At 45.5% G+C, this 26,088-nt stretch carries 22 protein-coding genes; 14 read left to right on the top strand and 8 right to left on the bottom strand.

What is annotated here, in order from left to right; translation table 11 throughout:
- Nucleotides 1-251: 251 nt before the first annotated feature.
- Together AKJ31_RS03845 and AKJ31_RS03840 are read left to right on the top strand one after the other, a co-directional pair.
- Nucleotides 252-1,466, top strand: a complete 1,215-nt coding sequence (locus AKJ31_RS03845; RefSeq protein WP_053407755.1) for a YbfB/YjiJ family MFS transporter — start codon at nucleotides 252-254, stop codon at nucleotides 1,464-1,466.
- Between the two features lie 2 nt (nucleotides 1,467-1,468).
- Nucleotides 1,469-2,116: a glutathione S-transferase N-terminal domain-containing protein gene (locus tag AKJ31_RS03840; RefSeq protein WP_053407754.1), complete on the top strand. Its 648-nt coding sequence runs from the start codon at nucleotides 1,469-1,471 to the stop codon at nucleotides 2,114-2,116.
- 45 nt (nucleotides 2,117-2,161) lie between these two features.
- On the opposite strand, the gene AKJ31_RS03835 is transcribed toward AKJ31_RS03840, so the two are convergent.
- The gene (locus AKJ31_RS03835) at nucleotides 2,162-2,905 is read right to left on the bottom strand and encodes a TetR/AcrR family transcriptional regulator (RefSeq protein ID WP_053407753.1); all 744 of its coding nucleotides are present in this window, start codon (nucleotides 2,903-2,905) and stop codon (nucleotides 2,162-2,164) included.
- Between the two features lie 1,065 nt (nucleotides 2,906-3,970).
- On the opposite strand from AKJ31_RS03835, the gene AKJ31_RS03830 reads away from it, so the two are divergent.
- The 6 genes from AKJ31_RS03830 (at nucleotide 3,971) to AKJ31_RS03805 (ending at nucleotide 10,182) form a co-directional block, all read left to right on the top strand.
- Complete coding sequence (locus AKJ31_RS03830; RefSeq protein ID WP_053407752.1) at nucleotides 3,971-4,711, top strand: SDR family oxidoreductase; 741 nt, start codon at nucleotides 3,971-3,973, stop codon at nucleotides 4,709-4,711.
- Nucleotides 4,712-4,722: 11 nt separating this feature from the next.
- A complete protein-coding gene (locus tag AKJ31_RS03825) occupies nucleotides 4,723-5,931 on the top strand; it encodes an acetyl-CoA C-acetyltransferase (protein WP_053407751.1) in 1,209 nt (402 codons plus the stop codon).
- A gap of 53 nt (nucleotides 5,932-5,984) precedes the next feature.
- Entirely contained in the window at nucleotides 5,985-6,332 is a 348-nt protein-coding gene (locus tag AKJ31_RS03820) for a phasin family protein (RefSeq protein WP_053407750.1), read from the top strand.
- A 56-nt stretch (nucleotides 6,333-6,388) separates the two neighbouring features.
- Nucleotides 6,389-8,164: a class I poly(R)-hydroxyalkanoic acid synthase gene (phaC, locus tag AKJ31_RS03815; protein WP_053407749.1), complete on the top strand. Its 1,776-nt coding sequence runs from the start codon at nucleotides 6,389-6,391 to the stop codon at nucleotides 8,162-8,164.
- Nucleotides 8,165-8,323: 159 nt separating this feature from the next.
- Nucleotides 8,324-9,016: an aspartate/glutamate racemase family protein gene (locus AKJ31_RS03810; protein ID WP_053407748.1), complete on the top strand. Its 693-nt coding sequence runs from the start codon at nucleotides 8,324-8,326 to the stop codon at nucleotides 9,014-9,016.
- Nucleotides 9,013-10,182: an MFS transporter gene (locus AKJ31_RS03805; protein ID WP_053407747.1), complete on the top strand. Its 1,170-nt coding sequence runs from the start codon at nucleotides 9,013-9,015 to the stop codon at nucleotides 10,180-10,182. Before AKJ31_RS03810 ends, AKJ31_RS03805 begins: the two co-directional genes overlap by 4 nt.
- 65 nt (nucleotides 10,183-10,247) lie before the next feature.
- Here AKJ31_RS03805 and fdhD read toward each other — a convergent pair whose 3' ends face one another.
- Both fdhD and AKJ31_RS03795 read right to left on the bottom strand, forming a co-directional pair.
- On the bottom strand, nucleotides 10,248-11,078 hold the full coding sequence (fdhD, locus tag AKJ31_RS03800; RefSeq protein ID WP_053407746.1) for a formate dehydrogenase accessory sulfurtransferase FdhD: 831 nt from the start codon (nucleotides 11,076-11,078) through the stop codon (nucleotides 10,248-10,250).
- 50 nt (nucleotides 11,079-11,128) lie between these two features.
- On the bottom strand, nucleotides 11,129-12,013 hold the full coding sequence (locus tag AKJ31_RS03795) for a LysR family global transcriptional regulator AcsS (RefSeq protein ID WP_053407745.1): 885 nt from the start codon (nucleotides 12,011-12,013) through the stop codon (nucleotides 11,129-11,131).
- Between the two features lie 585 nt (nucleotides 12,014-12,598).
- Here AKJ31_RS03795 and AKJ31_RS03790 point away from each other — a divergent pair.
- Nucleotides 12,599-14,923, top strand: a complete 2,325-nt coding sequence (locus tag AKJ31_RS03790; RefSeq protein ID WP_053407744.1) for an FdhF/YdeP family oxidoreductase — start codon at nucleotides 12,599-12,601, stop codon at nucleotides 14,921-14,923.
- A 54-nt stretch (nucleotides 14,924-14,977) separates the two neighbouring features.
- On the opposite strand, the gene AKJ31_RS03785 is transcribed toward AKJ31_RS03790, so the two are convergent.
- From AKJ31_RS03785 to AKJ31_RS03770, 4 genes are all read right to left on the bottom strand, one after another.
- Nucleotides 14,978-15,619: a murein L,D-transpeptidase catalytic domain family protein gene (locus tag AKJ31_RS03785; protein ID WP_053407743.1), complete on the bottom strand. Its 642-nt coding sequence runs from the start codon at nucleotides 15,617-15,619 to the stop codon at nucleotides 14,978-14,980.
- A 448-nt stretch (nucleotides 15,620-16,067) separates the two neighbouring features.
- Entirely contained in the window at nucleotides 16,068-17,243 is a 1,176-nt protein-coding gene (locus AKJ31_RS03780) for a lytic polysaccharide monooxygenase (RefSeq protein ID WP_053407742.1), read from the bottom strand.
- Nucleotides 17,244-17,500: 257 nt separating this feature from the next.
- Entirely contained in the window at nucleotides 17,501-19,204 is a 1,704-nt protein-coding gene (locus AKJ31_RS03775; RefSeq protein ID WP_053407741.1) for an FAD-dependent oxidoreductase, read from the bottom strand.
- 11 nt (nucleotides 19,205-19,215) lie between these two features.
- Nucleotides 19,216-19,401, bottom strand: a complete 186-nt coding sequence (locus AKJ31_RS03770; protein WP_053407740.1) for a YgaP family membrane protein — start codon at nucleotides 19,399-19,401, stop codon at nucleotides 19,216-19,218.
- 165 nt (nucleotides 19,402-19,566) lie between these two features.
- Here AKJ31_RS03770 and AKJ31_RS03765 point away from each other — a divergent pair, with 165 nt between their 5' ends.
- Genes AKJ31_RS03765 through AKJ31_RS03745 form a run of 5 tightly spaced genes read left to right on the top strand, consistent with a single transcriptional unit; the run spans nucleotide 19,567 to nucleotide 24,997 of the window.
- The gene (locus AKJ31_RS03765) at nucleotides 19,567-19,878 is read left to right on the top strand and encodes an ArsR/SmtB family transcription factor (protein ID WP_053407739.1); all 312 of its coding nucleotides are present in this window, start codon (nucleotides 19,567-19,569) and stop codon (nucleotides 19,876-19,878) included.
- A 22-nt stretch (nucleotides 19,879-19,900) separates the two neighbouring features.
- Nucleotides 19,901-20,320 carry a YeeE/YedE family protein gene (locus AKJ31_RS03760; RefSeq protein ID WP_053407738.1) on the top strand — a complete coding sequence of 140 codons (420 nt, stop codon included), beginning with the start codon at nucleotides 19,901-19,903 and terminating at the stop codon, nucleotides 20,318-20,320.
- Between the two features lie 18 nt (nucleotides 20,321-20,338).
- Nucleotides 20,339-20,800, top strand: a complete 462-nt coding sequence (locus AKJ31_RS03755; protein ID WP_053407737.1) for a YeeE/YedE family protein — start codon at nucleotides 20,339-20,341, stop codon at nucleotides 20,798-20,800.
- A gap of 43 nt (nucleotides 20,801-20,843) precedes the next feature.
- A complete protein-coding gene (locus AKJ31_RS03750; protein WP_053407736.1) occupies nucleotides 20,844-21,848 on the top strand; it encodes an efflux RND transporter periplasmic adaptor subunit in 1,005 nt (334 codons plus the stop codon).
- Nucleotides 21,849-21,850: 2 nt separating this feature from the next.
- Nucleotides 21,851-24,997 carry an efflux RND transporter permease subunit gene (locus tag AKJ31_RS03745; RefSeq protein WP_053407735.1) on the top strand — a complete coding sequence of 1,049 codons (3,147 nt, stop codon included), beginning with the start codon at nucleotides 21,851-21,853 and terminating at the stop codon, nucleotides 24,995-24,997.
- 62 nt (nucleotides 24,998-25,059) lie between these two features.
- Here the strand turns inward: AKJ31_RS03745 and AKJ31_RS03740 are convergent, their stop codons facing one another.
- A complete protein-coding gene (locus AKJ31_RS03740; protein WP_053407734.1) occupies nucleotides 25,060-25,950 on the bottom strand; it encodes an endonuclease/exonuclease/phosphatase family protein in 891 nt (296 codons plus the stop codon).
- Between the last annotated feature and the right edge of the window lie 138 nt (nucleotides 25,951-26,088).

Genomic DNA, 26,088 nt, shown 5'->3' with positions numbered 1-26,088 from the left:
AGGACGCCTGTGATAACTGTAAGAAATTGAGGAAGTTAATCTTGAACGGTAGATTGTAGCGTTGCAATTTTTGTTTACATTGGCGGGTGAGTGTTAAATCAGTGCGAATTGTCGGCCGGCACAATACTGACATCATACTCAATGTATTCACTCAAGTGCTTATATTCTCAAGACTAAAGTTCAAGTGCCATTAGTTGCTTATCGTGGTAGCCTTTGAGTCCTTTGGCTTAGCCACGACTGAGACGACTCGAATGCAGAATCAACAGGTTTTTAATCGATACAGTTTGGCCGGATTAGGTGCCACCTTAATCGGTAATGGGATTGGTCGTTTCGCCTACATTGCGTTGATGCCAGCGTTAATTCAAGCAGGTTGGTTTGATGAAAGCCAAGCATCGTACCTTGGGGCCGCGACGCTAATTGGTTACATCTTTGGTGCGCCTGCGATAGGCTTGCTAACTAAGCGTTTCTCGATTGGCGTGCTGATAAAAGCCGCGATGTTAGTCAGTAGTTTTACCTATTTGGGCTGCGCAATAGAGAATGCCCCTATAGCTTGGTATTACATGCTGCGAACACTAGCAGGTATTGCGGGTGCAATGCTGATTATACTGGCGCCGCCGATCGTGGTTCGCATGCACACCCCAGCGATCCGTGCGCGTATCAGTGGGATTATCTTTTCCGGCATTGGGCTTGGCGCATTGTTGTCTGGCACACTCGTTCCTTTGTTGATTTACCACAGCATTGTTTCCGCATGGTTGGGCATGGGCGTAGTGGCGCTGATTACGACTTTCTTAACCTGGAATGCGTGGTCTACTCAGTCTGAGCAACAAGCAGCGGGTGTCGTTAATGCTTCTTTCGCCAATTTATCCAACGTCCAGCGCATTACCGTCATCCTTATTTTGATTGCCTACAGCCTAGATGCGATTGGCTATCTGCCACACACCATGTTTTGGGTAGACTACGTCGTCAGAGAACTTGAAATGCCTTTCTTTACCGGTGGGCTTCTTTGGGCGAGCTTTGGCTTTGGTGCGATGATAGGTCCATTGTTAGCTGGCGTAATGGGAGACAAGTTCGGCGTAAGGCGCTCACTGGTAGTCTCTTTCATGTGTAAGTCTGCCGGCGTTGCTCTGCCTGTGATTAGCCAGCATCCAACCGCGCTATTTGTCTCTGCTTTACTGGTCGGGATTTTTACCCCAGGTACTGTCTCTTTGGTTTCTATTTATACCCTCGAATCCGTCGGTTATGAATTACATACTAAGGCGTGGGGGATGATGACCATGGCATTTGCTTTGTCTCAGGGGATCGTTGGTTATTTAATGGCGTATCTTGCACCCACGCTGAGTTCGTACAATGTGCTGTTCTCAACCAGTGCGGGTGTTCTTATGATCTCGGCGTGCCTTATCGCGATTTCGCCGACACCGATTAGAGAACCGTTTCCCGAAGGCGATGCATTACAAACAAAGGATTGATAATGAAACTATACCTCAACGATACTTCACCATTTTCTCGAGTTGTACTCGCTGCCGCCAGCCTAGTTGAAGATCTGTCTATTGAGTTGGTTTGGGTGGACCCATGGCAGTCACCACAAAATCTAACACGTGTGAATCCATTCTCCATTATTCCAGCTTTGGAATTGTCAGACGGTATACCTCTGGTTGAGAGCCTGTGCATTTGTCAGCATCTCATCAACCGTTTCAAGCCGGTTGATCTAAACGATATCGACTATACGGACGCTCGCGAAGTCCAAGTATTAGGCATCGCAAAAACATTGATGGAAGTGGGTTTTAGAACCGTTGCATTAGGTCGATTTACAGATGGTGACAATGAAATGATTGTACGTGGCCGCAATGGTGTGGGCGAATGCTTGCAACGATTAGAGAGTCAACTTAAGCATGAGCTCAAGCCTGTAGCGACAAAACCAAACCTTGCGATTTTGTATCTGCATGCCGCACTCGACTATGTCGCGTTTAGGCATAGTGAGGCGTTTCAGTTGCATGCTGGAGAAAACACAGCGGCGTTTCTCGAACAATCACCATTTAGACGAGTACTCGATAGCATCACTCCAGATGAACTAGCGAGTAAGCCTACATTTGAGCAAATTAAAAAAGCAGCGCTGTAATCCAGTGCTGCTTTTCGTCCAAGTGCAATTTAGTGTATTAACCGATCAATTGTGATCGCATTCACCGCACTCTGTATCAATTTCTGGTTCATACTCATAGGCGTACACCAGATCAGAGACTTTGCTTGGTTGTAAAACTTCTTCTTGCGGGATATTGAATCTAAAAGCCATGATACGGTTGAAGATGCCCCAGTGCTTCAGTAAGCACTCTTCATGATCGGTGGTGATATCTTTCCACGTTTCAATCATAAATGGTGTTAGGCTAGCTGCGCCGTGGGCAAACATCATCATTTGCCATTTAATTTCCCATACATTCACTGGTGTTTGCGGGTTCGCAGTGTTGTACTCGTCTGCAATGCCATTAATGATGTGTTCTATTTCACCTGTATTATCAATGAAATAGTCAAATAGAGCATCTTCTTGACGAACTGCGTCAGCGATAAGTTGAATAGGCTGTTTATAAGTGAGCATGTGTGCGAGAAGGCGAACAGCAAATATGTACAACTTAACGTTTGCAGGGGAATCGGCCGGGATGCGCTCTATAACAGTGAGAAGGTATCCTGCCATGTATTTATGTAAACCATCACTGATGGCGTGCCAGATTTTCTCTTTGCTACCGAAATGGTGTCTGAGTAGGCTATGTGATACACCGACTTTATCACTGATGTTACGAAGAGATACGCGCTCATAGCCCAGCTCACAAAAGAGCTCGGTTGCAACACGCATTATCTCGCATTTTGTCTGCTCAGCGCTTTTTGCGCTGCGACGACCTTGTTTCTTTTCTATCATTTTTTCTATCAATTACTCGCGACCGCGGTATTTCTACCAGATATAAACGAAAGTTTCATCTTTATCGTTGGCAATAAAGCTAGCATACCAAAGTTTTTACTGCCCATGCGGTAAATAAACATTGATGTCGTCGATGATTTAACCAGATTGTGATGTAGAAGTACAAAAAGTAGGGAATTAACGTGTTTCAGTTTGATTGCCGTTTCTCAGCATTGCTCAGTCGATTCAAGAATATTTGCATCTAACGGCAATCTCTGTAGGTAGACATCGCTAAAGTGTTGTCTATTTGGCTAAGTCAGTCAGTGTGTTTGCTTCCGATTTTCGAGCAATAAAACCATTGATGAAACAAATTTCTCAATCAGTAAGCGACGAATCCAACAGATAAAATCAGATAAATCTGAGGTCGTGAATAAGAAAAGCAGTAAACACTGCAAAACATCTGTTTACCGAACAGTGTTTGAGGTTTCTGGTAAAAAATTCTGTTTAATGTTTTGGATATGTCCATAACCCTAGGTTTAAATATTTATATTAAGATTGTATATATTATACTTTTGTCTATATCTATAAAGTTAAATAATTTGCTTAAATTTAAGTTGGTTGTCTTTAAATACCCAGTGACACACATATTTTCTTAATGATGAATATACAAAAGTATTAATAGAACAATACGATTTTATCATCTCAACTAAATGTTAAATAATTATTAAAACTTTCCGTATGAAAACCGGTTAAGTATCATGAAAACAATGAAAATCAGTTGAAATTCAGTTAAATCAGTATGTTGCCGTTTATTGGTTAGGCTCTCTCTCTGTTGTTTGGTAAGTAATACAATAGCTTAAGAGTGATTAACAACTGAATAACATTTCATTCTATATGAGACTTTGTTCAACATTATGTATTTAAGTTGAAATAGTATTTGAACTGTAACAAATAGAGTTTAGCTTTATTAATTAAGGCAAGGGTAGATGCCCCAAGCATAAAAATTTTAATAAAATTTGTCTGCGTTATTATTAATTCAGACATTTAAACTTAAATTAATAATTGCTGTTAGAATGGAGTCTATTAATGAAAAAGCTCGCTTTGATCACGGGATCAAAAGGCGGAATTGGTTCTGCAATCTCTTCTCAATTAGTGGCCGATGGCTATCGCGTTATCGCTACTTACTACACGGGTAACCTTCAATGTGCTTTAGATTGGTTTAACGAAAAAGGCTTTACAGAAGAGCAAGTTAGACTGTTTGAGCTAGACGTAACTGATACCGAGCAATGTGCTCAGCGTTTGGAACAGTTATTGAAGGATGAAGGTACGATCGACGTAGTGGTTAACAACGCTGGTATAACTCGTGACGGCGTATTCAAAAAGATGACACCTCAAGCGTGGAAAGACGTCATCGAAACCAATCTAAATAGCCTTTTCAATGTGACTCAACCGCTTTTCGCCGCAATGTGCGAAAAAGGTGGCGGGCGCATCGTCAACATTTCATCCGTCAACGGGTTGAAAGGTCAGTTTGGTCAGACAAATTACTCTGCTGCTAAAGCTGGCATGATCGGTTTCTCAAAAGCGCTAGCAGCGGAAGGTGCGCGTAGCGGTGTAACGGTTAACGTTGTTGCACCGGGTTACACAGGCACGCCGATGGTTGAGCAGATGAAACCGGAAGTTCTCGAATCCATTAAAGCTCAAATCCCTATGAAGCGTCTTGCGACACCAGAAGAAATTGCTAAGTCAGTTTCATTCTTGGTGAGTGAAGCAGGCGCGTACATCACCGGTGAAACGCTGTCGGTTAACGGCGGCTTATACATGCATTAAGGATTTGAACCATGGAAAAAGTATACATAGTTGCGGCTAAACGCACGCCAATCGGTGCATTCGGCGGCTCGTTAAAAGACATCTCTGCGGGTGAACTAGGCGCAGTTGCTATCAAAGCAGCACTAGAACAAAGCGGGGTAAAGCCAGAACTTATTGACGAAGTGATCGTTGGTAACGTTGTTGGTGCCGCGCAAGGGATGGGGATTGGTCGTCAAGCGGCTATCTTTGCTGGCGTACCAGAAAGTGTCCCTGCTTATACGCTAAATATGGTGTGTGGCAGCGGGATGAAAACCGTGATGGATGCGGTCAGTCATATCCGTTCTGGTGATGCGTCAGTGGTTGTTGCAGCGGGTGTCGAAGTGATGTCGCAGATTCCATTCACGGTTTCTAGCGCTATTCGTGACGGCCACAAAATGGGCAACATGAATCTAACAGATCTGCTGATCAACGACGGCCTAACCGATGTGTTTAACCAATATCACATGGGTGTGACGGCGGAAAATGTCGCTCGTGAAGTGGGTATTTCACGCGAACAGCAAGACGACTACGCACTGGCAAGCCAGATGAAAGCGGTAGCCGCTATCGAAGCTGGTAAGTTCGAACAAGAAATTGTTCCTGTCGAGGTGAAAAAGCGCAAAGAGACAATTGTTTTTGATACCGACGAATACCCAAAAGCGAACGCTACCTTAAGTGCGCTGCAGAAACTGCGCCCAGCTTTTGACCGTGAAGGAACTGTTACAGCAGGAAACGCCTCTGGTATCAATGACGGCGCGAGTGCCATTGTCGTAGCGAGCGAGTCTGCGGTAGAGCAGTACGGATTAACACCAATTGCTGAAATTATCAGTTATGCGCAATCAGGTTTGGATCCTAAAGTCATGGGATTAGGCCCTGTTGAAGCGGTAACACGCGCTTTGGACAAAGCCGAGTTAGCAACTAGCGATATTGACGTCTATGAGCTAAATGAAGCATTTGCTGCTCAAGCTTTAGGAGTTATTCACTGCCTAGCAGACGAACATAATGTACCGGTTTCTTCAATCTTGGATAAAGCCAACGTCAATGGTGGCGCTATTGCGTTAGGTCATCCACTAGGTGCATCCGGTAACCGAATTTTAGTTTCACTTATTCACGAACTTAACCGAAGCAATGGCCAATATGGCGTAGCATCGCTTTGTGTGGGTGGTGGAATGGGCACAGCTGTTGTCATTAAATCAATCGCTTAGCACTGTTGCTAACGCATTGTAATTTAAATGGAATTAACTTAGGAGTAATACTCATGTATACCGATTTTTTCAAAACATTCACTGACCAAACTGAAAAGAACCTAGAACCGTACCTAAAGTTCAACAAGCTAGTAACGAAAAACGTTGAAGTGCTGACTGAGCTTCAGCTAAACGCTATTCGTACTTACAGCGAAATGGGTTTAACTCAGATGAAAGCAGCAAGTGAAATCAAAGATGTGACTACACTTACTGCATTCAACAGCCAGCAACTGGGTGTTTTGACTAAGTTGTCTCAGCAAATGTTGGACGACAGCAACAAGCTTCAATCGATTGCTAAAGAATTCAAAGACGATGTAGAGCAACTCACTACGGAAAACCTTAAGACAGTGACTCCCGCATAACACTGTGTTTACTGCCGCCGCAAGGCGGCTTTTTTTCCGATTTTAGGAGTAATGCTATGTATCAAAACTTCTTTTCGGACTACCTTGTAAAGCTCCAAGAAACCAATCAACAGTGGTGGGCTGAACTTGAGAAAAGCAGGGCAGCCGTCAATTCACCGCTGAACAAAGCGATGCAAGAAGTCAACTTTGAAGATACGGCTAAGCTATTCGAAAGTGCCGCAAATCAACCTGCGACACTATTGCAAATTCAAGCCGAGTGGTGGCAACAGCAGATGCAAATCTGGCAAAACGTTGCGCTGGTTGGTAATACTGCACCCGTCGTGGAACCAGAAAGTGGTGACAAACGATTCTCCAATCAAGAATGGCAGCAAGACGTCTTCTACAACTTTATTAAACAATCTTACCTGTTGTTTAGTAAAACCTACATGCAGACGATCGACAGTATTGAAGGTTTAGATGAAAAGAGTAAAGAGCGCCTGAGCTTTTTCTCGCGTCAGGCGATCAATGCTCTGTCTCCAAGTAACTTCATCGCAACCAACCCGGAATTGCTGAAGTTAACGTTGGAGCAAAACGGTGAGAACTTGCTAGCTGGCTTAGATCAGCTTAAGGCCGATCTGGAATCAAGTGCTGACATTCTCAAAATTCGCATGACGAACAACAACGCATTCCGTGTTGGTGAAGATATTGCGAATACTGCGGGTGATGTGGTGTATCAGAACGAGTTATTCGAACTGATTCAATATCGTCCGCTCACTGAGGCTGTGAACGCGGTTCCTCTGTTAATCGTTCCGCCGTTTATCAACAAGTACTACATTCTTGATCTGCGTGAAAAGAACTCAATGGTTCGCTGGTTGCTCGAACAAGGTCATCCAGTATTTATGATGTCTTGGCGCAACCCTGGCGCGAAGCAGCGTGACGTAGAGTTTGGTGACTACGTTACTGAAGGCGTGGTGAAAGCCGTTTCAGCGATTGAGTCGATCACTGGTCAAGAACAGATCAATGCTGCGGGTTATTGTATTGGTGGTACGGTCCTAGCGAGCACCATCGCTTACTACGCAGCCAAGCGAATGAAAAAGCGTATAAAGAGTGCCACTTTCTTCACCACGCTGCTTGATTTCTCCCAACCGGGCGAAGTGGGTGCCTATATCAATGACACCATCATCAGTGCAATTGAGCTGCAAAATAATCTCAAAGGCTACATGGACGGGCGTTCATTGAGCGTCACATTTAGCTTGTTGAGAGAAAACAGCCTTTACTGGAACTACTATGTCGACAACTATCTCAAGGGTAATAGCCCGGTAGACTTCGATTTGCTCTACTGGAATAGCGACAGCACTAATGTATCGGCGGCATGCCATAACTTTATGTTGCGTGAGCTATACCTTGAGAACAAGCTGGTTGAAGACAAAGGTGTGAAGATCGGTGGCGTGTGGATTGATCTGAATAAGATTAAGATCCCAAGTTACTTTGTTTCAACCAAAGAAGACCACATTGCACTATGGCAAGGTACATACCGAGGCGCATTGCAGGTCGGTGGAAACAAAACCTTTGTGCTGGGTGAATCTGGTCACATTGCAGGTATTGTTAACCATCCAGCTAAAGGGAAGTACGGTTATTGGGTGAATGACTCACTTGATGATAGTGCAGACGAATGGTTGTCTAACGCCAAACATAGTGAAGGTTCATGGTGGACGCACTGGAACCAATGGTTGCTAGGCTTTAATCCGCAGGAACAGGTTGAGCCATACAATATTGGTAATGATGACTTCCCTGTTATCGCTGTAGCACCAGGTGAATACGTCAAACAAGTGTTACCTGTTGTTGAAGATTGATTTACTAAGAAGATAAACGCCAAAGCCCCAAACTGAGTTTGGGGCTTTTTGTTTGACCTAAGCGATAATCTCGCCGAAAGAAAAAGTGAGGCGATATCGTTTGAATGTTATGCATATATCTGATTAATTGGTAACTCAATTTTTTGGTGAGGGATCGTTATGAAAACAATCGGTGTGATTGGTGGGATGAGCTGGGAATCGACAGTGAGCTACTATCAGCTGTTAAACAAAGCTGTCAACCAAGCGAAGGGAGGTTTCCACTCTGCAAAGTTGATTCTCAATAGTGTGGACTTTGCAGAAATAGAGCAATTGCAGCGCAGTGGTGAGTGGGATAAAACGGCGGCTATACTCTGTGAAGCCGCGCAGTCACTAGAGCGAGCAGGTGCCGATTTCATTCTGATTGCAACCAACACCATGCATATTGTGGCGAGTCAGGTTGAAGAAGCGGTCAATGTGCCACTTATTCATATTGCAGACGCAACCGGTACACAGCTCGTTAAGCAAGGCATTACCAAAGTCGGTTTGCTAGGTACTGCGTTTACCATGGAACAAGCATTTTATAAGCAGCGCCTAACCGACAAGTTCGGCATTGAGGTGATTGTCCCTAATGGTGTGCAGCGTAAGTTGGTGCACGACATTATCTATGATGAGTTGTGTAAAGGGCAGATCAGTAGCCGCTCAAGGAACGATTACCAATCGATCATCGAAGAGTTGTCTGAGAACGGCGCGCAAGGTGTGATTCTGGGTTGCACGGAAATCGGTTTGTTGGTCAAGCAAGAAGACACCAATGTACCGCTTTTTGATACCACTAAGCTGCACGTTGAAGCCGCTGTGCATGAGGCGCTGCGATGAATCGAAACGTATGGTTGCTGTCGTTATGCCAAGCATTGTTGATGACCGGGAACATTTTATTAATTTCCGTGATCGGTTTGGTCGGGAAAAAGCTAGCACCCGATCAAAGCATGATTACCTTACCCGTCGCGGTGCAGTTTTTGGGTTTAATGGCAGCAACGATTCCAGCCTCACTGATCATGGGACGTTTAGGACGACGCAAAGGTTTTAGCATCGGTAACCTAGTCGGTATTACAGGAGCCAGCGTTGCAACCTATAGCTTGTCGAACGAAATGTTTGGTTTGTTTTGTGTCGGAACCTTGCTGCTTGGCGTTGGCATTGGCTTTGGTACGCTCTACCGGTTTGCCGCGATAGAAGTGTGTGAAGAACATGCGCGCCATCAAGCTATTTCCATCTCTATGGCTGGTGGCGTATTGGCGGCAATGCTAGGGCCGAACTTGGCAATTTATTCACAACAGTGGTCGCCAGATGGTTTGTACGTTGGCGGATTTATGGCGTTGATCGTGCTAAACATCATTGCACTGATTTTGCTTCAAACCATCAACTTCCCTGAGCCAGTGAAACACCAAGATGCGCCTAAAGCAGATAAGTTGGCTGAGATTATCTCCGCGCCCAACTTTATGTTGGCAGTATGCGCCGCAATGGTTTCTTACGCGGTGATGAATATTCTGATGACTGCGACACCACTTGCGATGATTGGTTGCGGCTTCGATTTCGAAAAAGCCGCAGGCGTGATTGAATGGCATGTTCTTGGTATGTTCGTCCCGGCATTTTTTACCGGTAAACTGATCCAACGTTTTGGGCCGAGACAAATGATCCTTCTAGGCGGCTTGCTGTTCGTGGTTTGCATTGGTATCAACATCCACGGTCAGTCAATTTGGCATTTCACTTTGGCTTTGATCTTATTGGGCGTTGGCTGGAACTTCATGTTTATCGCCGCGACAGGTTTGTTTAGTCAATCATACGCAGCGCAAAATAAAGCCAAAGCACAGGCATTCAACGAGTTCTTCGTCTTTAGCTGCGTCACAGTAACCGCGTTGTTATCCGGCTGGCTCGAATCGACAGTAGGCTGGGAAGCGATGAACTTATACGTTTTACCATTTGTTATCGCAATCATCGTGATGTTTGGCGTCAACACATATCGCGCGAATAAAGTCGTGGCATGATGTGATTTAGATAAACAAAAGAGAGACTTACTAAGTCTCTCTTTTGCTATCTGAGGCGTTTGAATTTACGGCGCTGGGCTATACAGCCTAGGTGAGTCGTTTTTAGGTAAATGAATCAGGTTAAGGTGATTTCTTCTTGCCCACTCAACGGTTAAGGACGTTGGTGCAGATAAACAAACCAGTGTAGCGACTTTTGCTCTGACAGCTTTGTGGATCAGCTCTAAACTGCAGCGACTGGTCATGATTGCGAAACCGCTTTTAGTATCAATATCGTTGAGTGATAACGCGCCGATCAGTTTGTCCAGAGCGTTGTGTCGGCCGATGTCTTCGCGGCACAAGACGATTTCACCTTTTGCATTGGCGAACAACGCAGCGTGTAATGCTCCGGATGTTTTAGCCGCTTGTTGATGAATAGCGATTTTGTCGCGTAGCCCGTCAAATACCAAAGGGTTGGGGGCAGGATAAGGCGTAAGCGGCATTAGATCGGGTAGAGCCTGCTCTAGCGCTTCAACACCACAGATACCACAACCAGTTGTGCCCGCAAGGTTACGTCTTTGCGTCTTCATCTGCCAAAAAGCACGGTTGCTGATTTCAACCTCGGCGTAATGTGATTCTCCATCACCGCTGATTTGAATATCGCGTATTTCACTAAAGCTTTTGACGATGCCAGTGCTTAGGCTGAATCCTCGTACAAAATCTTCCATGTGGCCCGGTGTCACCATCATCACCGCCTGACTAATACCGTTGTAACTGATGGCAAGCGCAGATTCACTCGCTAGCGGCATGTCTTGAACGTGGCAATCGCCAGTCAACTCTTTGTAGCGTAGCGCGTTTGGCAAAGGAGGCGCTTGGTTAAAATCCGCTAGATCATCATGTAATTGAACAGTGCATCTCATGAATTTACCTCATTTACCTAAAGCTCTTGATTGGCGAAGGTGACGTTAAACTATTGATTAAATATGTTTCTTGCTTCGGCGAAGCATTGATCAGTCATTGCTGAATAAGGCTCTTGCTTACGCTTCAACAGACCGAGCGGAGAGTGCACAACCGCTTTTTCGATTGGCACAATACTCAGCTGTTCGTTTAACTCTTCAAGCCCTGAATTCAGCGGCATAATGGCGCAGCACAGACCGCTCGTGACCGCTTGAATCAAATGGAATGTCGAATTACTTTCAATCACGGTTTGCGGCACAAGCCCTTTACTACCAAAACTCAAGTCAATTGAATGGCGATAGTGCATCCCTTTCGATAGCAGTCCGAGAGGAATATTGCTAAGTGATTCCCACCGTACTTCTTGCTCGGCAAAATCAAAAAATCGACGGTCGTAGAGCACACCTAAGTCGGTAGAATTCATTTCTATAACGTCAAAGTAAGCCGTATTGACTTGGTCGACGTAGCACATACCCAAATCCAACTGATTACGATTCAGTTGGTCTATGATCTGCTCTGACGTCATGGATAAGACTTGAAAGCGCAGCTCGGGAAACATCTCCGCTAGCGGTTTAATCAACTGCATGGGGTTTTGACTAGCCAGTGGAACCATACCAATACGCAGCGACCCAACGAGTTGCCCACGACAGTTTGCGGCTTCAGCGTGCAAGCCGTCGTGTGCGGCGAGTACCGTTTTTGCCCACGCGAGAATTCGCTCTCCGGCTTCAGTAAATCCTTCAAAGCGTTGGCTTCGTGCAATCAGTTCCAAATCCAATTCTTCTTCCAAGCGTCTAATGCGCATAGAGAGAGTCGGTTGGGTGATATGGCACAATGCAGCCGCTTGACCAAAATGTTTGGTTTGGTCGAGTGCAATGAGGTATTTGAGCTGTTTGATATCCATGAATGCTGACAGAAACCTTTAAACCGACGTTGCGCTTAGATAGATGAAATTGATGACTCGATGGTTCATTTACTTTGATCCGTGCAGCGCAACGATTTTTCACTTTCTCAGTCAAGAGCAAAGTGTTGAGTAAAATTGATCTAAATCAAGGTTAAGCTGAGTGCTTAGAGTGGTCAAATATAAACTATCTATAGTGTGATAGATGGTATCTATTGCTGAGAGTGTCGTATTTACTGAGTTTTATCTCAAAATAGAGTGAGATGTAGGCGATGAATGCAATGCGGCAATAGTATTTGTTTATCACTGGTATTTGAAGACAACTTAAATGCGAGTGATGAATTTTCATCATAGATTTTGTTTATCACTCGTTCGGCAATATCAATTGGACGCATACTGCTTATGCACATAATCTTTGATTTAGATCAAGGCGCAACGTGTGCCAATCTATCTCAAGTATCCAAAACAGTAGACAGGCAAAATTCTTAATTATAAATAACCGTTCCGCTACTTCCGCATTATTTAATAACGCGCCTGTTACCACCGGTCACCTGTTTGCTGTTGTTCCTGTTCGTGAGGAGTAAAGTCGTGAGCCATAAAGAACAAATCAAGCAGTACAAAGGCCCAGCTGGTGGTTGGGGAGCGTTAAAAGCCGTCACTAAGAGTTGGTGGGGCAGTGAAAATGCGGTCAAGAACATCCGCACCATGCTTAAGACCAACCAAAATGGTGGTTTTGATTGTCCCGGATGTGCATGGGGTGAGTCGCCAGAAAGCGGTAAAGTAAACTTCTGTGAGAATGGCGCTAAAGCGGTGAACTGGGAAGCTACGAATCGCTTTGTTGATCCGGAATTTTTTGCCAACCACAGCGTTAGCTCTTTGCTGAATCAAACCGATTACTGGCTTGAATACCAAGGCCGCATTACCCATCCAATGAAATATGACGCTTCCAGTGACCACTATGTTCCTATCGAATGGAATGAAGCGTTTGAGCTGGTTGCAAAACACCTAAAGCAACTGGAATCACCTCATCAAGCCGAGTTTTATACCTCTGGCCGTGCAAGTAATGAAGCTGCGTTCCTGTATCAGTTATTTGTTCGTGCGTTTGGTACCAACAACTTCCCTGATTGTTCAAACATGTGCCATGAAGCCAGTGCCATCGGCATGAAAGATACCATTGGTGTTGGCAAAGGTACGGTGATCTTTGATGATTTTGAAAAGGCAGACGCCATCTTCGTGATTGGTCAGAACCCAGGAACTAACCATCCGCGTATGCTGGAACCGTTGCGAGAAGCGGTAAAACGTGGCGCGCAAGTGATCTGTTTGAATCCGCTTAAAGAACGCGGATTAGAACGCTTTCAAAACCCGCAAGTGCCAATTGAGATGCTTAGTAATGGCTCAAAACCGACCAATACTGCTTACTTAAGACCTGCGTTGGGTGGTGATATGGCAGTGTTTCGAGGCATCGCCAAGTTCTTGTTGCAATGGGAACGAGAGGCGCTGGCATCAAACGGCAAAGCGGTATTTGACCGCGAGTTTATTAGCCAACACACCACAGGCATTGATGAGTATCTAGCAGAAATTGACGCCACGTCTTGGGAGCACATCGCTGACCAATCTGGACTTGAACTGAGTGAAATAGAAATGGTGGCGAGCATGTACCGACGCTCGGAGCGCGTGATTATGTGCTGGGCTATGGGACTGACCCAACATCGTCATTCAGTGCAAACCATTAAAGAGGTGGCGAATGTGCAGATGTTACGAGGTAACGTTGGCAAGCCGGGGGCAGGGCTATCCCCAGTACGTGGTCACAGCAATGTGCAAGGTGACCGTACGATGGGTATTGATGAAAAGCCATCTGCTCAGCTACTTGATAGTATCGAGCGCCAATTTAACTTCAAAGTACCACGCGAAGTTGGCCATAACACGGTTCAAGCGATCATGGCAATGGAACAGAAACAATCTAGAGTCTTTATCGGCCTAGGCGGAAACTTTGCTCAAGCAACACCAGATACTGAACGTACGCACCAAGCGATGAAGAATTGTGATTTAACCGTGCACATTTCAACCAAATTGAATCGCTCGCACTTGGTGACAGGCAAAGATGCGCTGATTCTACCGTGTCTTGGTCGAACAGAGATTGATACACAAGCCAATGGCCCACAAGGCGTAACGGTGGAAGATACGTTTAGCATGGTTCACATCTCTTATGGTCAGTTAAAGCCGCGTTCAGAACAGCTACGTTCGGAACCCGCGATTATTGCAGGTATTGCCAACGCAACACTTGGTCATCATCCAATTGACTGGAACTGGGTGATAGAAGACTACAGCCGTATTCGCAATCTGATTGCTGATACGATCCCAGGCTTTAAAGGCTTTAATGAGAAACTCGAACAACCCGGTGGTTTCCACTTAGTGAATCCGGCGGCGGAGAGAAAATGGAACACAGTGAGTGGCAAGGCTCAGTTCAGTTCAAGTGAACTACCAAAGCAGCTAATCAGCGAAGCGCTATTGGAAAGCGGTAACAAGCCTGATTTGATCTTGCAGACTATGCGTTCACACGATCAATACAATACGACGTTGTATGGCCTGAATGACCGCTACCGAGGTGTGTTTGGAATGCGCGAAGTTCTGTTTATCAACGAAGCCGACATCCTCAAGCTAGGGTTCAAGCCCGGCGATAAAGTGGACATGGTTTCTTTGTGGGAAGATGGCGTTGAGCGCAAAGTGAAAGGCTTCACACTTGTGGCTTATGATATTCCGAAAGGGCAGGCTGCGGCATACTACCCAGAGACTAACCCATTGGTTCCGCTCGATAGTTATGGTGAAAGAACCTTTACTCCGACATCTAAGTTCATTGCGATCAAACTTAAGAAATCAACGTCAGATGCGATTCCACTTTCTGAAGTAGAGTAAAACAAAACGGCTGATAGTTTCCTATCAGCCGTTTTCGATTTGACTGGCAAAAGCTTAGGCGCTGGCGTAGATCACGCTACCACCTTTAATCGTGTCGATGATTTCTTGTGACAACTTAGTCGGTAGTGCAGGGCATCCCCAACTGCGACCTAAATAACCATGTTGCTTGATGAATGACTCATTGGCGTAGTCCGCACCGTGAATAACAATGTAGCGCTCACGAGCTTTGTCGTTGACTCCACTGGTTAGCCCATCAAGGCGAAGTGAATACCCATTCGAGCCGTAATAGGTTGTGTCGGTGAGAAACGTACCTAAAGATGTTTTACGCGAGTTGATAATATTAGAAAAGCGTTTTGCGACCGTTTCTCCGCTATTAACACCGTGCGCTACATAGGTATTAAATACCAGTTGCTTCTTTTTTAAATCAACCACATAAAAACGTTTCTCGGTAGACGGTTTGCTGTAATCGATGATGGTTAATAATGACTTTCTTCGGTCTAGCGTCTCTTTATAGGCAATATAAGCGTCACTGAATAATTGAAAATCAATCACGCCTTCAAGTTGAGCTTGTTTATAAGTGTTTTCAATAGTTTGAGTAATATAGCTATTTTGGATTTTCGCTTTTGACGTTTGCGAAAAGCAAGGTAACGATAGACCTAACGTCGTTACAAATAACAGTACAGTTAACGATTTCATGTTTGGCTTTCTTAGTTTTATTCTACATTACGCTATGAAATGAAGCTAAGTGCCATCAATTGAGATGAACTGGCAATTTTCATAGCGAACACTATGCACAACGCTGCATTTATAGGTTGCTAGCTACTAAGTAGTTTTTATTGTGCTTACATTTAAGTCTTTGAATTAAAATGTTTGTTTAAACATAAAATGTAAAAACTAATCAATATTAGGGTGAATTTTATATCATCTGAGAAATAAGTGAAACTTACAGTTTGTTTGTGGTATTTGAAATTATTGAGTTTCAAAGATAGGAAGCGTTATTTTTCAAATAGATAATTACTGAGGGGATTTAAAGTTTTTAATGAGTGTTGGATTAAATTTAAGTGCTTTCTGACAAAAGATATTTGGCAATTTTAAAAGCCTCTCTTTAAAACAGAGAGAGGCTTTTTTTATTATTTTTAGAGAGTTAACGCCATACTCCCCATTGACCAGTCGTGCCAGGTTCGTCGCCTCTCGTCCACCACTGAGCCGTCCATTGTTGTCCGTTGTGGGTCACAACATCGCCCTGATTATAGATTGAGTCCGGTTGCCATAGATTATCCGGTTCAACTGGTGGCGGAACGTCTGCTTTGATAAGCGAAAGCGCGTAGCTGTATGTATCGTTTGGCGCTAGTACTTGGTTTGCGTGTACGTTGTTTGAGTCAAACATGTAGTGACTCATTTCTTGATGCCAAATACCAACGTACCAGTCACCAGTTTGTTGAGAGTTAAATTGGTCAGCAATTTCACCTGCCCAAGTCGCGGTGTTATTGGCGGTGATCGCCAACGAAATATCGACAACTTCTGTACCTGTCGCGTTAAAGGTTCTAAAGCGAACAGTATCGCCAGATTCAACAGGACCAAAGCCTTGCGGCACAAAATAACCTAAAGAAGTTAAGTTGTTGCCGGGCTCGACTGGGTCGACCGGATCGGTCGGCGTTGTGCCCGTACTACCGAGAGTGATGTCGCTACAGTTGTAGAATCCTTCACCTCCAGCATCGACACGTTGCCAGCGAGTGTAAAGAATCGCATCACCGCTACGATCGGCAGGGAAGGTAACTTTCATTCGGTAGCGTTTGTCTTCACCGATGATTACATCACCCGAAGTATCGATCAGTTCTAGGTCGTTCCAAGTTAAAGGCTGTGTCGCATCATAAGTTGGCTTGGTTAAGTAGAATTCCCAATAAGAAGGGCTGTGAGGTGCTTTACCGTAAAATGCCAGTTCAATTTGATTGTTAGCATCTAACGTGACGTTAGTGCGTTGCCAGTGCGGCGATGGGATATTTAAACCACTTTTCGACGCGTCGCCAGCGGAACACAGTTCACCGTCACGTACTACTGCTTGCACGTGGGTAATATCGCGATAGTTAGCAACGTTAGCTGAAATTTCAGAACGCTGAACAAACGGGTGTGCACCTGACTCGTCATAAGCGGCTTGGCATGCCTGATTGGGAATTTCGTTTGTCCAAAAGCCGCCATCCAGATAACAGATGTTTTGACGTGCATTCGGAAACTCTACCCAGCCATGAGCATTGGCATTGAAGGAGCTAAGTGCCGCTATAGCGCTTAAACTCAACAATGGAAGTGTAATGTTCGATTTCATTATTCATCCTTATTGTGGCTAATTGGCTACATCAAAGGTGTAGCGATACAAAGCTAGCAGGATGAGATTGATTGAAGTGTGAGAATAGATTTTGAATTTGTCAGAGTGGCACATTCTTTCCAGCATTTAATGTTGAGTATCCATCGACTCGACTGACTCTTTCGAGTCACTTCAAATTGGTACACCGAATGCAGAAAAAATAAACGGGGACGAAATGATTCGTCCCCGTTGTTTTCTATTATTTTACAGCTGGTTGCTTAAGCGTGAGCAAACTTATATGTGCGGTAGCCACCAATCAGGTTACGCGCCTTGTAGCCGTTATTGACCAACTGGCGATAAGCGACATTCCCGCGTAAGCCAACCTGACAGTAGATAATGATCTCTTTGTCTTTTGGTAACTCGCCCATGCGTTGGCGTAGTTGGTCGACTGGGATGTTGATAGCGCCCGCTAAACAACCGACCGCTTCTAGTTCACCTGGGTTGCGGACATCAAGTAAGATCTGGTCTTCGCTTAAGTCACAAATCTCACCGTAATGAATGGCTTTCGCGTCGCCTTTAATTAGGTTGCTCGCGACGAATGCAGCTTGGTTGATAACGTCTTTTGCGCTGCCGTATGGTGGCGCGTACGTCAACTCTAGGTGTTGCAACTGCTCAACCGTCATGCCTGCGCGTTGTGCGACAGCCATAACATCAATACGTTTATCTACGCCATCTTTACCAACGGCTTGCGCGCCGAAAATTTTGCCGTTTTTCGGATCAAACAACATTTTAAACGACACGATTTCTGCACCAGGGTAGTAACTTGCATGACTCGCGGTATGTACATAAACCTTTTCGTACTCAACGCCATCGCGCTTAAGTTGCTTCTCGTTTTTACCAGTAGAAGCGACGGCTAGGTCGAAGATCTTACAAATAGCCGTGCCTTGTGTTCCTTGATAGGTTTCGTTACGTCCCAGCATATTGTCTGCGGCCATACGACCTTGGCGGTTAGCCGGACCAGCCAGCGGAACTAACGTTTGTGCACCAGTGACAAAATCTTTCTCTTCAACTGCATCACCAACCGCGTAAATAGCAGGATCGCTAGTCTGCATCATTTCATTGGTGTAGATGCCGCCAAGCTCACCGATTTGAAGCCCGGCTTCTGCCGCGAGTTTGGTTTCTGGTCGAACACCGATCGCCATAATTAGAATATCGGTGGTTAGCGATTCACCATTGTTTAGCGTTAAGTTAAGTTCACCTTCAATGTGTTGGTGTTCTTCGCTTTCACCTGAACCAACGCTAGCGATATGGTCATTAGGGATGTACTCCACAGATTGAAGGGCAACGCCCAGTTTTAAATTGATACCTTTTTGACGAATTTCTGCATGGGCAAAACCTGCCATTTCACGGTCAACAGGTGTCATGACTTGATCGGCCATTTCAATCAATGTGGTTTTAATCCCCAGTTGGTGGAAAGCTTCCATCATCTCAAGTCCGATAAAACCGCCACCCACAACCGTTGCGTGTTCAGGCTTGTTCATTTGGATGGTTTGGATGATGCGATCCATATCCGGAATGTTGCGTAATGAATGAGTCAGCGGGTTATCGATTCCTGGAATCGGTGGAACAACAGGGCCTGCACCTGGGCTGAGTAGTAGAAAGTCGTAACTTTCACTGTACTCACTACCATCCACTAAGTTTTTCACCGTTACTGATTTATTGTGGCGGTCGATACTGACGACTTCATTCATTACACGAACATCGACGTTAAAACGCGCTAAGAAACTTTCAGGTGTTTGCAGGAGCAATTTGCTGCGTTCTTGGATATCACCACCGATATGGTAAGGAAGGCCACAGTTCGCGAACGAAACAAAAGGGCCTCGCTCGAACATGATGATCTCTGCATCTTCACTTAAACGACGCGCACGAGCAGCAGCAGAAGCACCACCAGCTACACCACCAACAATAAGAATCTTAGTCATTTGGAACTCCGTTAATGAAAGCCTAATTTTTTAAGGAAAAACGCCGCAGGACAAATGCCAGTGAAAGCACTTTGGATTAAGTTTGCCCCTATAAATACGGTTAACCATATAAAGCCACTGTGTACAGTGACGGTTAAGACAACAGAAAGCAACACCATGCTTCCGGCGAATACACGTACTGCATTTTCAAGAGTCATAATCGTTCTCCTTACGAATCCGTTTCCCCTGATGTCAACCACTATAGAGGTATAAATTAGAAAAGTCTAATGTTAATTTATCTAAATTTAAACAATCTAAATTAGAATTGACTAATTAATATTGTTTAGTATTATCTAATGTAAATGTATTAATCGAGGTGAGTCATGGTTGATGTCGCTGTGAATATGGCAGAAATGCAAAAGAAAGCAGTAGAAGCCGCCGAACTGTTAAAAGTTATGGCCCATCCTGAACGATTGATGGTGCTTTGTCAGCTTACCAAAGGTGAGGTGGGTGTCGGTACATTGCAGAATGGTTCGTCGTTGAGTCAGTCTGCGTTTTCCCAGCATTTAACGGTTTTGCGTAAGTACGGGCTAATTAAAGCTCGTAAAGAGTCTCAGCAAGTTTTTTATTCGTTGAATGACCCGCGAGTCATTCAACTGATCCATAGTTTGCAGTCCACATTTTGTGGCGCGTAGTTTGAACAATTAAGAGGTAGATATGGCTTTCAGTATTCCTTGGGAATCGCTTGCAGGAGGCATTTTATTAGGGATTTCAGCGACGATTATGTTGCTGTTAAACGGAAAAGTCGCTGGTATTAGCGGCATTATGACGGGGTTGCTCACGCCTAAATCAAAAGATTTTGCGTGGCGTTTGTTGTTTGCCCTAGGAATGGTATCAGGCGGTGTTATCGGAGTCTTAGTGTTCGCTGGTGAAGTACCGACTGAATATTCGAGCAGTACGCTTGTATTGGCGCTAGCGGGTTTATTAGTGGGGATTGGTACAAGACTGGGTAACGGTTGTACCAGCGGACATGGAATATGTGGCATCGGACGTCTGTCCAAACGCTCAATGGTTGCAACCTGCGTATTCATGTTTGTTGCGGCGGTAACGGTTTTTGTTCGTCTTCATCTGATTTAACTCCTAGTAGGTATAAAAATGAATAAGTTGGTGTTTCGTTTAACGTCGTTGGTGGCTGGTTTTTTATTTGGTTTAGGCATGATCATCTCAGGCATGGCTGATCCAGCAAAAGTGATTGGGTTTTTGGATGTAGCTGGTGCGTGGGACCCGAGTTTAGCGTTTGTGATGGGCGGAGCGTTGATGGTGTTTATGCCAAGCTATTTCCTGATCATTAAACCGAAGCAAAAGCCGCTAGTTGCAGAAGAGTTTTGTTTAGCAAAAAGCAAAACCATCGACTCTCGCTTAGTGAGTGGTGCAGCGATTTTCGGTTTGGGTTGGGGTATTGCTGGCGTGTGTCCTGGGCCTGCGTTGTCAAGTTTGGCTCTCGGTAATCCGGGCGTTTGGATCTTCTTTGCCAGCATGATGGTTGGCCTAGGAATGACAAACTTGTTGATTGGCATGAAAAACAATCGTGAATCACAGACTCAAACCGCATCGTAGCTAATCGCTGTAAGTGGAATATGTCTGCACAAGGAGTGGTGCAATGAAATTGATTACTTGGAGTATCGCTGTTGCATTGGCTGCATCTGGCCATGTGATGGCGCAACAAAACAGTGGGCAATATACGGTTAAAATTGAACCACTTCCGCAGATTATCCATCTTGATGGCGTTGTGCAGGCTGTTAATCAGGGAACTGTCGCTGCACAAACTTCTGGTCGAGTGGTGGGATTGCACGTTGATGTCAATGACTACGTCAAACAAGGCGCTGTGCTTTTAGAAATCAGCGCTGTTCAACAATCAGCCTCATTGGATGCGGCGCAAGCTCAATTAGCCAGTGCCAATGCGCAAAATCGCGAGGCGCAAGCTCAAGTTGCCCGTTATCGACAACTTTTCCCCAAAGGTGCAATATCACGCGATCAAATGGACAGTGCCGAAGCGCGCGCGCGAACTGCTGCCGCTGCGGTTAAATCCGCACAAGCCAATGTCGCACAGGCTAAAGAATCGCTTGGTTATACAAGTGTCACCGCGCCCTATGATGGCGTCGTTACCAAGCGCCATGTTGAACTGGGCGAAACTGTCGCTCCAGGCACACCGCTATTAAGTGGCTTTTCGCTCGATCAATTGCGTGTGGAAACCGAAATCCCTCAACGTTACCAAAGTGATGTCGAAAACGTTGCTCAGTTTGATGTTGTTGCACCCCAAGGGAAGCGAATTGCGCCAACCGAGTTCAGCCTCTTCAGTTACGCTGACCCGCAATCTCACACCTTCAAAATGCGTTTGCAGCTTCCTGAAAACCTAGAATCCCTCGTACCGGGAATGTGGGTCAAGACTGAGTTTCGTTACGGTGAGAAAAACACCTTGTTGATCCCTAATTCATCGGTGGTGCGCCGCGCGGAATTGACGTCGGTATATCGCGTGAATGGCGATAAGCGTGTACTGAATCCGGTTCGTTTAGGTCAGGAATACGGTGATTACGTTGAAGTCCTTTCAGGGTTAGAAGAAGGGGATGTAATTTCCAGCGTTGCTTTAGCGATAGAAGGGAAGTAATTATGGATAATCGACTCGGTATCTCGGGTCGCATAGCGGCGGCCTTTCAGAACTCAGCCATGACTCCATTGCTAGCGCTTGTTGGGCTGTTAATGGGGTTGTTTGCGGTGATTATCACCCCTAAAGAAGAAGAACCGCAGATCGACGTTACCTTTGCTGATGTTTACATCCCATTTCCAGGCGCTTCTCCGGCCGAAGTCGAAAGCCTTGTGACCACGCCTGCAGAACAGGTGATTTCAGAGATTCAAGGTCTTGATAAGCTTTATTCTTTCTCCCAACCCGACGGTGCGATGATCGTCGCGATCTTTGAAGTGGGTGTGAGCCGTAACGACGCAGTGGTGCGTATTTACAATAAACTTTACTCGAACAAAGATTGGATGCCGCAAGGCGTTGGAGTCGGTGAGCCGATTATTAAACCGAAAGGGATTGAGGATGTGCCGATTGTCAGCATTACGCTGTCTGATCGCTCTGGTCACATCGACCAGCAACAACTTACTCAAGTGGCGCATGGTTTAGAAACCGAGCTAAAGCGCATCAAAGGTACTCGTGATATCTATACCGTTGGTGGCCACAATACCATTGTGGATGTGCGCCTTGACCCCGCAAAAATGAACGCGTTTGGCATCACTCTTGACCAGCTAAATCAACACCTTCCTGCCGCCAATACCAGTTCAGCGATGCTGCGCATTACGCACGACAACCAAGAGTTTCCAGTGCAGGTCGGACAGTTTCTAACGCGAGTCGAGGAAGTAAAACAGTTAGTTGTGGGTTTGCACAACAACACCGCTGTCTATCTTGAGGACGTTGCTGAGATAAAGCTGGGAACTGACACACCATCGCAAAATGTATGGACGAGTGACAAGTCCGGTATTTATCCAGCGGTTACTATCGCGATAGCCAAGAAAAGTGGTGAGAATGCGGTGAACGTTGCTAACGCAATAGAAAGCCGCCTTGCTGAACTCGAGAATCAGTTGATACCCCAGGATATCGACGTTGAAATCACCCGTGATTACGGTAAAACCGCCGCCGACAAAAGCAATACCCTGATCGGTAAACTTGCCTTTGCAACAACCGCCGTTGTGCTTCTTGTGTTAATTACGATGGGCTGGCGTGAAGCGTTGGTGGTGGGGTTTGCCATTGTGGTAACGCTAATGATCACTCTGTTTGCGTCTTGGGCATGGGGATTCACGCTTAACCGCGTATCGCTATTCGCACTGATATTCTCTATCGGTATTTTGGTCGATGATGCCATCGTTGTGGTTGAAAATATTCATCGCCATATGTCAAAGGGTAAGCAAGCGCTTAACGAACTCATCCCTGTCGCCGTTGATGAGGTGGGTGAGCCAACCATACTTGCAACGCTAACAGTGATTGCTGCGTTGTTACCTATGGCGTTTGTGAGCGGTTTGATGGGGCCATACATGAGCCCGATCCCTATTAATGCCTCAATGGGGATGTTGATTTCGCTGGTGGTTGCGTTTGTGGTATCGCCTTGGTTAGCGCGTCATTTCCTCAAACCTGTGGTTCATCACGAGGGCGCAGCTGCAAATTCCATCTTCCATAAAATTATGGCTCCGTTTGTGACTGCTAAAGCCCAAGGTCGAAATCGATTTATGTTGCTACTGGCAATATTGGCGTTAATTGTTGGTTCAATCATGTTGCCTGTATTTCAGGCGGTTGTGCTCAAGATGCTGCCATTTGACAACAAATCGGAGTTCCAAGTCGTACTGGATATGTCAGAAGGGACGTCACTAGAGCGTACGCAGCGTGTCCTGTTTGAAATGGGTGAGGAGTTGAATAACGTCGCGGAAGTGACTGGATATCAGATCTACAGCGGAACTGCTGCGCCCATCAACTTTAATGGTCTGGTTCGTCACTACTTTATGCGCAGTCAATCGAATCAGGGTGATATTCAGGTCAATCTGGTTAGTCGAAAAGAACGGGACCGAGATAGTCACGCGATAGCGTCCGCAATTAGACCTACGCTAAACCAAGTCGCTGAGCGCTTTGGCGGTAAAGTTAAAGTGGTTGAAGTGCCGCCGGGTCCACCAGTGTGGTCACCGATTCTTGCGGAAGTGTATGCACCGACACCAGAGCTTCGCCAACAAGCGGCGCGACAAGTGCGAGAGATATTCCGCGCGACGGAGGATATCGTCGATGTGGATATGTATCTGCCGGAAGCCCATCAAAAATGGCAAGTGGTGATCGATAGAAGCAAAGCGGCGCATTACCAAGTCCCTTACGCGTCGATTGTGGATGCATTGGCGACGGCTGTTGGTGGCAAGCCAATAACGTACTTACACGGAGAACACCACAAGTATCCGGTTCCAATTCAAATTCAGGCGAGTGAAACGGCGAAAGTACGTTTAGAGCAGGTCTTGAATATGAAAGTTGCGAGTCAAACTGGAAATACCTATCCATTATCGGATTTGGTTGAAGTGCGTCAGACACGCATGGATGACTATATTGTCCACAAGAACATGGTACCGATGGTAATGGTTGTTGGTGATATGTCTGGTTCGCTTGATAGCCCGTTGTATGGGATGTTTAACATCGGTAGCGCACTAGACTCGCAGATGAATCTCGAGCAGTACTACATCAATCAACCTGATGGGCTGGACGGGATTTCTGTTCTATGGGATGGGGAATGGACGATTACCTACGAGACATTCCGTGATATGGGCATTGCTTACGCTGTTGGTATGGTCTTGATTTACCTACTGGTAGTGGCGCAGTTTAAGTCTTATCTTGTGCCGCTTATTATTATGGCTCCCATCCCTTTGACGATTATTGGTGTGATGCCAGGGCACGCGTTACTTGGCGCACAGTTCACCGCAACATCTATGATAGGCATGATAGCGCTGGCGGGTATTATTGTGCGCAATTCCATCTTGCTGGTGGATTTTATCAACCAACAGGTCGATGAAGGGGTAGAGTTTGCCGAAGCGGTGATTCAATCGGCTGCTGTCCGTGCTAAGCCGATTATGCTGACAGCCCTTGCGGCGATGATTGGCGCGGTGTTCATTCTTGACGACCCCATCTTCAATGGACTCGCGATCAGCTTGATTTTCGGTATCTTCGTTTCCACCGTCTTAACGCTATTAGTTATCCCAGTGCTCTATTACGTGGTGATGAAATCCCGCTTATAAGCGTCAAGTCGATAAAGTTATCAGCCGCCAAAACAAAGCCCCGAATTATACGGGGCTTTGTCTTATTTGATGATCGCTTGAATCGGACAGTGGTCACTCAAGTGATATGAGAGCACTTGATTCGTGTTGAAGGTGACTTGTTGAACGTTGGAAGCGGTTAGTTTGTCGCTGACGATAATATGATCAATCAACGAACGGAATTGGTGGGTTTTGTTTGGCTGTTTACGCGAGCGTACCTTGCAGTCTGCTGATGTAAGCTGAGTAGCAAGCGAAGCATTTGTACTTTTAGTTATGCTTTGCCACAACCAATCGCCTGAATAACTGAGGTTGTGGTTGAAGTCTCCTAAGATGACATAAGCTTGGTTTTGATGCTCTCGTTCTTTTATCCATTTGTTTAGCACGCCGCCTTGGGATTTTAGCGTTTTACAGTGGCGGTCATTGCGGTATGCGCCAGCGCAACGCGCTTTCAAATGGACAGAGAGAGCATGAATAGGCTGCTCTGAGTTAGGGTAAAGCACGATATACGTTGCAAATCGAAGTTTGCTCCCCGATTGAGTATCAAGTGGAAAGTCTACAGGGTCTGAAGTTGGGATACCTCTTTTGACTGCAAAGCCGGTGTATTGGTTGATGTCATCGAATTGAAGATAGCGGTTAGAGCGCTGGCTGCGGTCAGAGAAGAACAGTTGGTAATCTGAGCCGACAACATCGCCAATGATTTGTGGGTCATTGACCTCTTGGAATGCAAGTACTTCACTTTTCGTTTTTATGAAGTGTTGGTTGAGCTTTTGAACATCAGTTGCACTTCGATGCGATTCAGAAAATTTAGCGGAAGGCGACGAGCTCAACCATTCAATATTCCATGAGGTAAATGTGGTCGCTGTTGCGCTGATCGGACAAATAATCCACAGCATCAAAATACTCACTACAAGCGAACAAATTTTAGCCACTGACATATCGACATGCTCCTTTGTCTACATTGACCCTTTATCCTATAAGACCTGCAAAAATTTCAAGAGGAAAAAGTCCAAAATTACAAATTTCATGGTTTTCTTTTCAAACGAGATCGGTGCCACTAACTTCGATTTGATCTT

It is taken from the genome of Vibrio hepatarius, from assembly GCF_001274785.1.
In the GTDB taxonomy this organism is placed as follows: Bacteria; Pseudomonadota; Gammaproteobacteria; order Enterobacterales; family Vibrionaceae; genus Vibrio; species Vibrio hepatarius.
This window is presented reverse-complemented; position numbering and strand designations above follow the sequence as displayed.

Bases quoted from the DNA above. Each gene is read 5' to 3' on its own strand.
- AKJ31_RS03805 (WP_053407747.1), top strand. From the start codon at position 9,013: ATGAATCGAAACGTATGGTTGCTGTCGTTATGCCAAGCATTGTTGATG.
- AKJ31_RS03740 (WP_053407734.1), bottom strand. From the start codon at position 25,950: ATGTCAGTGGCTAAAATTTGTTCGCTTGTAGTGAGTATTTTGATGCTG.
- AKJ31_RS03745 (WP_053407735.1), top strand. From the start codon at position 21,851: ATGGATAATCGACTCGGTATCTCGGGTCGCATAGCGGCGGCCTTTCAG.
- AKJ31_RS03775 (WP_053407741.1), bottom strand. From the start codon at position 19,204: ATGACTAAGATTCTTATTGTTGGTGGTGTAGCTGGTGGTGCTTCTGCT.
- AKJ31_RS03770 (WP_053407740.1), bottom strand. From the start codon at position 19,401: ATGACTCTTGAAAATGCAGTACGTGTATTCGCCGGAAGCATGGTGTTG.
- AKJ31_RS03760 (WP_053407738.1), top strand. From the start codon at position 19,901: ATGGCTTTCAGTATTCCTTGGGAATCGCTTGCAGGAGGCATTTTATTA.
- AKJ31_RS03820 (WP_053407750.1), top strand. From the start codon at position 5,985: ATGTATACCGATTTTTTCAAAACATTCACTGACCAAACTGAAAAGAAC.
- AKJ31_RS03755 (WP_053407737.1), top strand. From the start codon at position 20,339: ATGAATAAGTTGGTGTTTCGTTTAACGTCGTTGGTGGCTGGTTTTTTA.
- AKJ31_RS03845 (WP_053407755.1), top strand. From the start codon at position 252: ATGCAGAATCAACAGGTTTTTAATCGATACAGTTTGGCCGGATTAGGT.
- phaC (WP_053407749.1), top strand. From the start codon at position 6,389: ATGTATCAAAACTTCTTTTCGGACTACCTTGTAAAGCTCCAAGAAACC.
- AKJ31_RS03765 (WP_053407739.1), top strand. From the start codon at position 19,567: ATGGTTGATGTCGCTGTGAATATGGCAGAAATGCAAAAGAAAGCAGTA.
- fdhD (WP_053407746.1), bottom strand. From the start codon at position 11,078: ATGAGATGCACTGTTCAATTACATGATGATCTAGCGGATTTTAACCAA.
- AKJ31_RS03750 (WP_053407736.1), top strand. From the start codon at position 20,844: ATGAAATTGATTACTTGGAGTATCGCTGTTGCATTGGCTGCATCTGGC.
- AKJ31_RS03830 (WP_053407752.1), top strand. From the start codon at position 3,971: ATGAAAAAGCTCGCTTTGATCACGGGATCAAAAGGCGGAATTGGTTCT.
- AKJ31_RS03810 (WP_053407748.1), top strand. From the start codon at position 8,324: ATGAAAACAATCGGTGTGATTGGTGGGATGAGCTGGGAATCGACAGTG.
- AKJ31_RS03795 (WP_053407745.1), bottom strand. From the start codon at position 12,013: ATGGATATCAAACAGCTCAAATACCTCATTGCACTCGACCAAACCAAA.
- AKJ31_RS03835 (WP_053407753.1), bottom strand. From the start codon at position 2,905: ATGATAGAAAAGAAACAAGGTCGTCGCAGCGCAAAAAGCGCTGAGCAG.
- AKJ31_RS03840 (WP_053407754.1), top strand. From the start codon at position 1,469: ATGAAACTATACCTCAACGATACTTCACCATTTTCTCGAGTTGTACTC.
- AKJ31_RS03785 (WP_053407743.1), bottom strand. From the start codon at position 15,619: ATGAAATCGTTAACTGTACTGTTATTTGTAACGACGTTAGGTCTATCG.
- AKJ31_RS03825 (WP_053407751.1), top strand. From the start codon at position 4,723: ATGGAAAAAGTATACATAGTTGCGGCTAAACGCACGCCAATCGGTGCA.
- AKJ31_RS03780 (WP_053407742.1), bottom strand. From the start codon at position 17,243: ATGAAATCGAACATTACACTTCCATTGTTGAGTTTAAGCGCTATAGCG.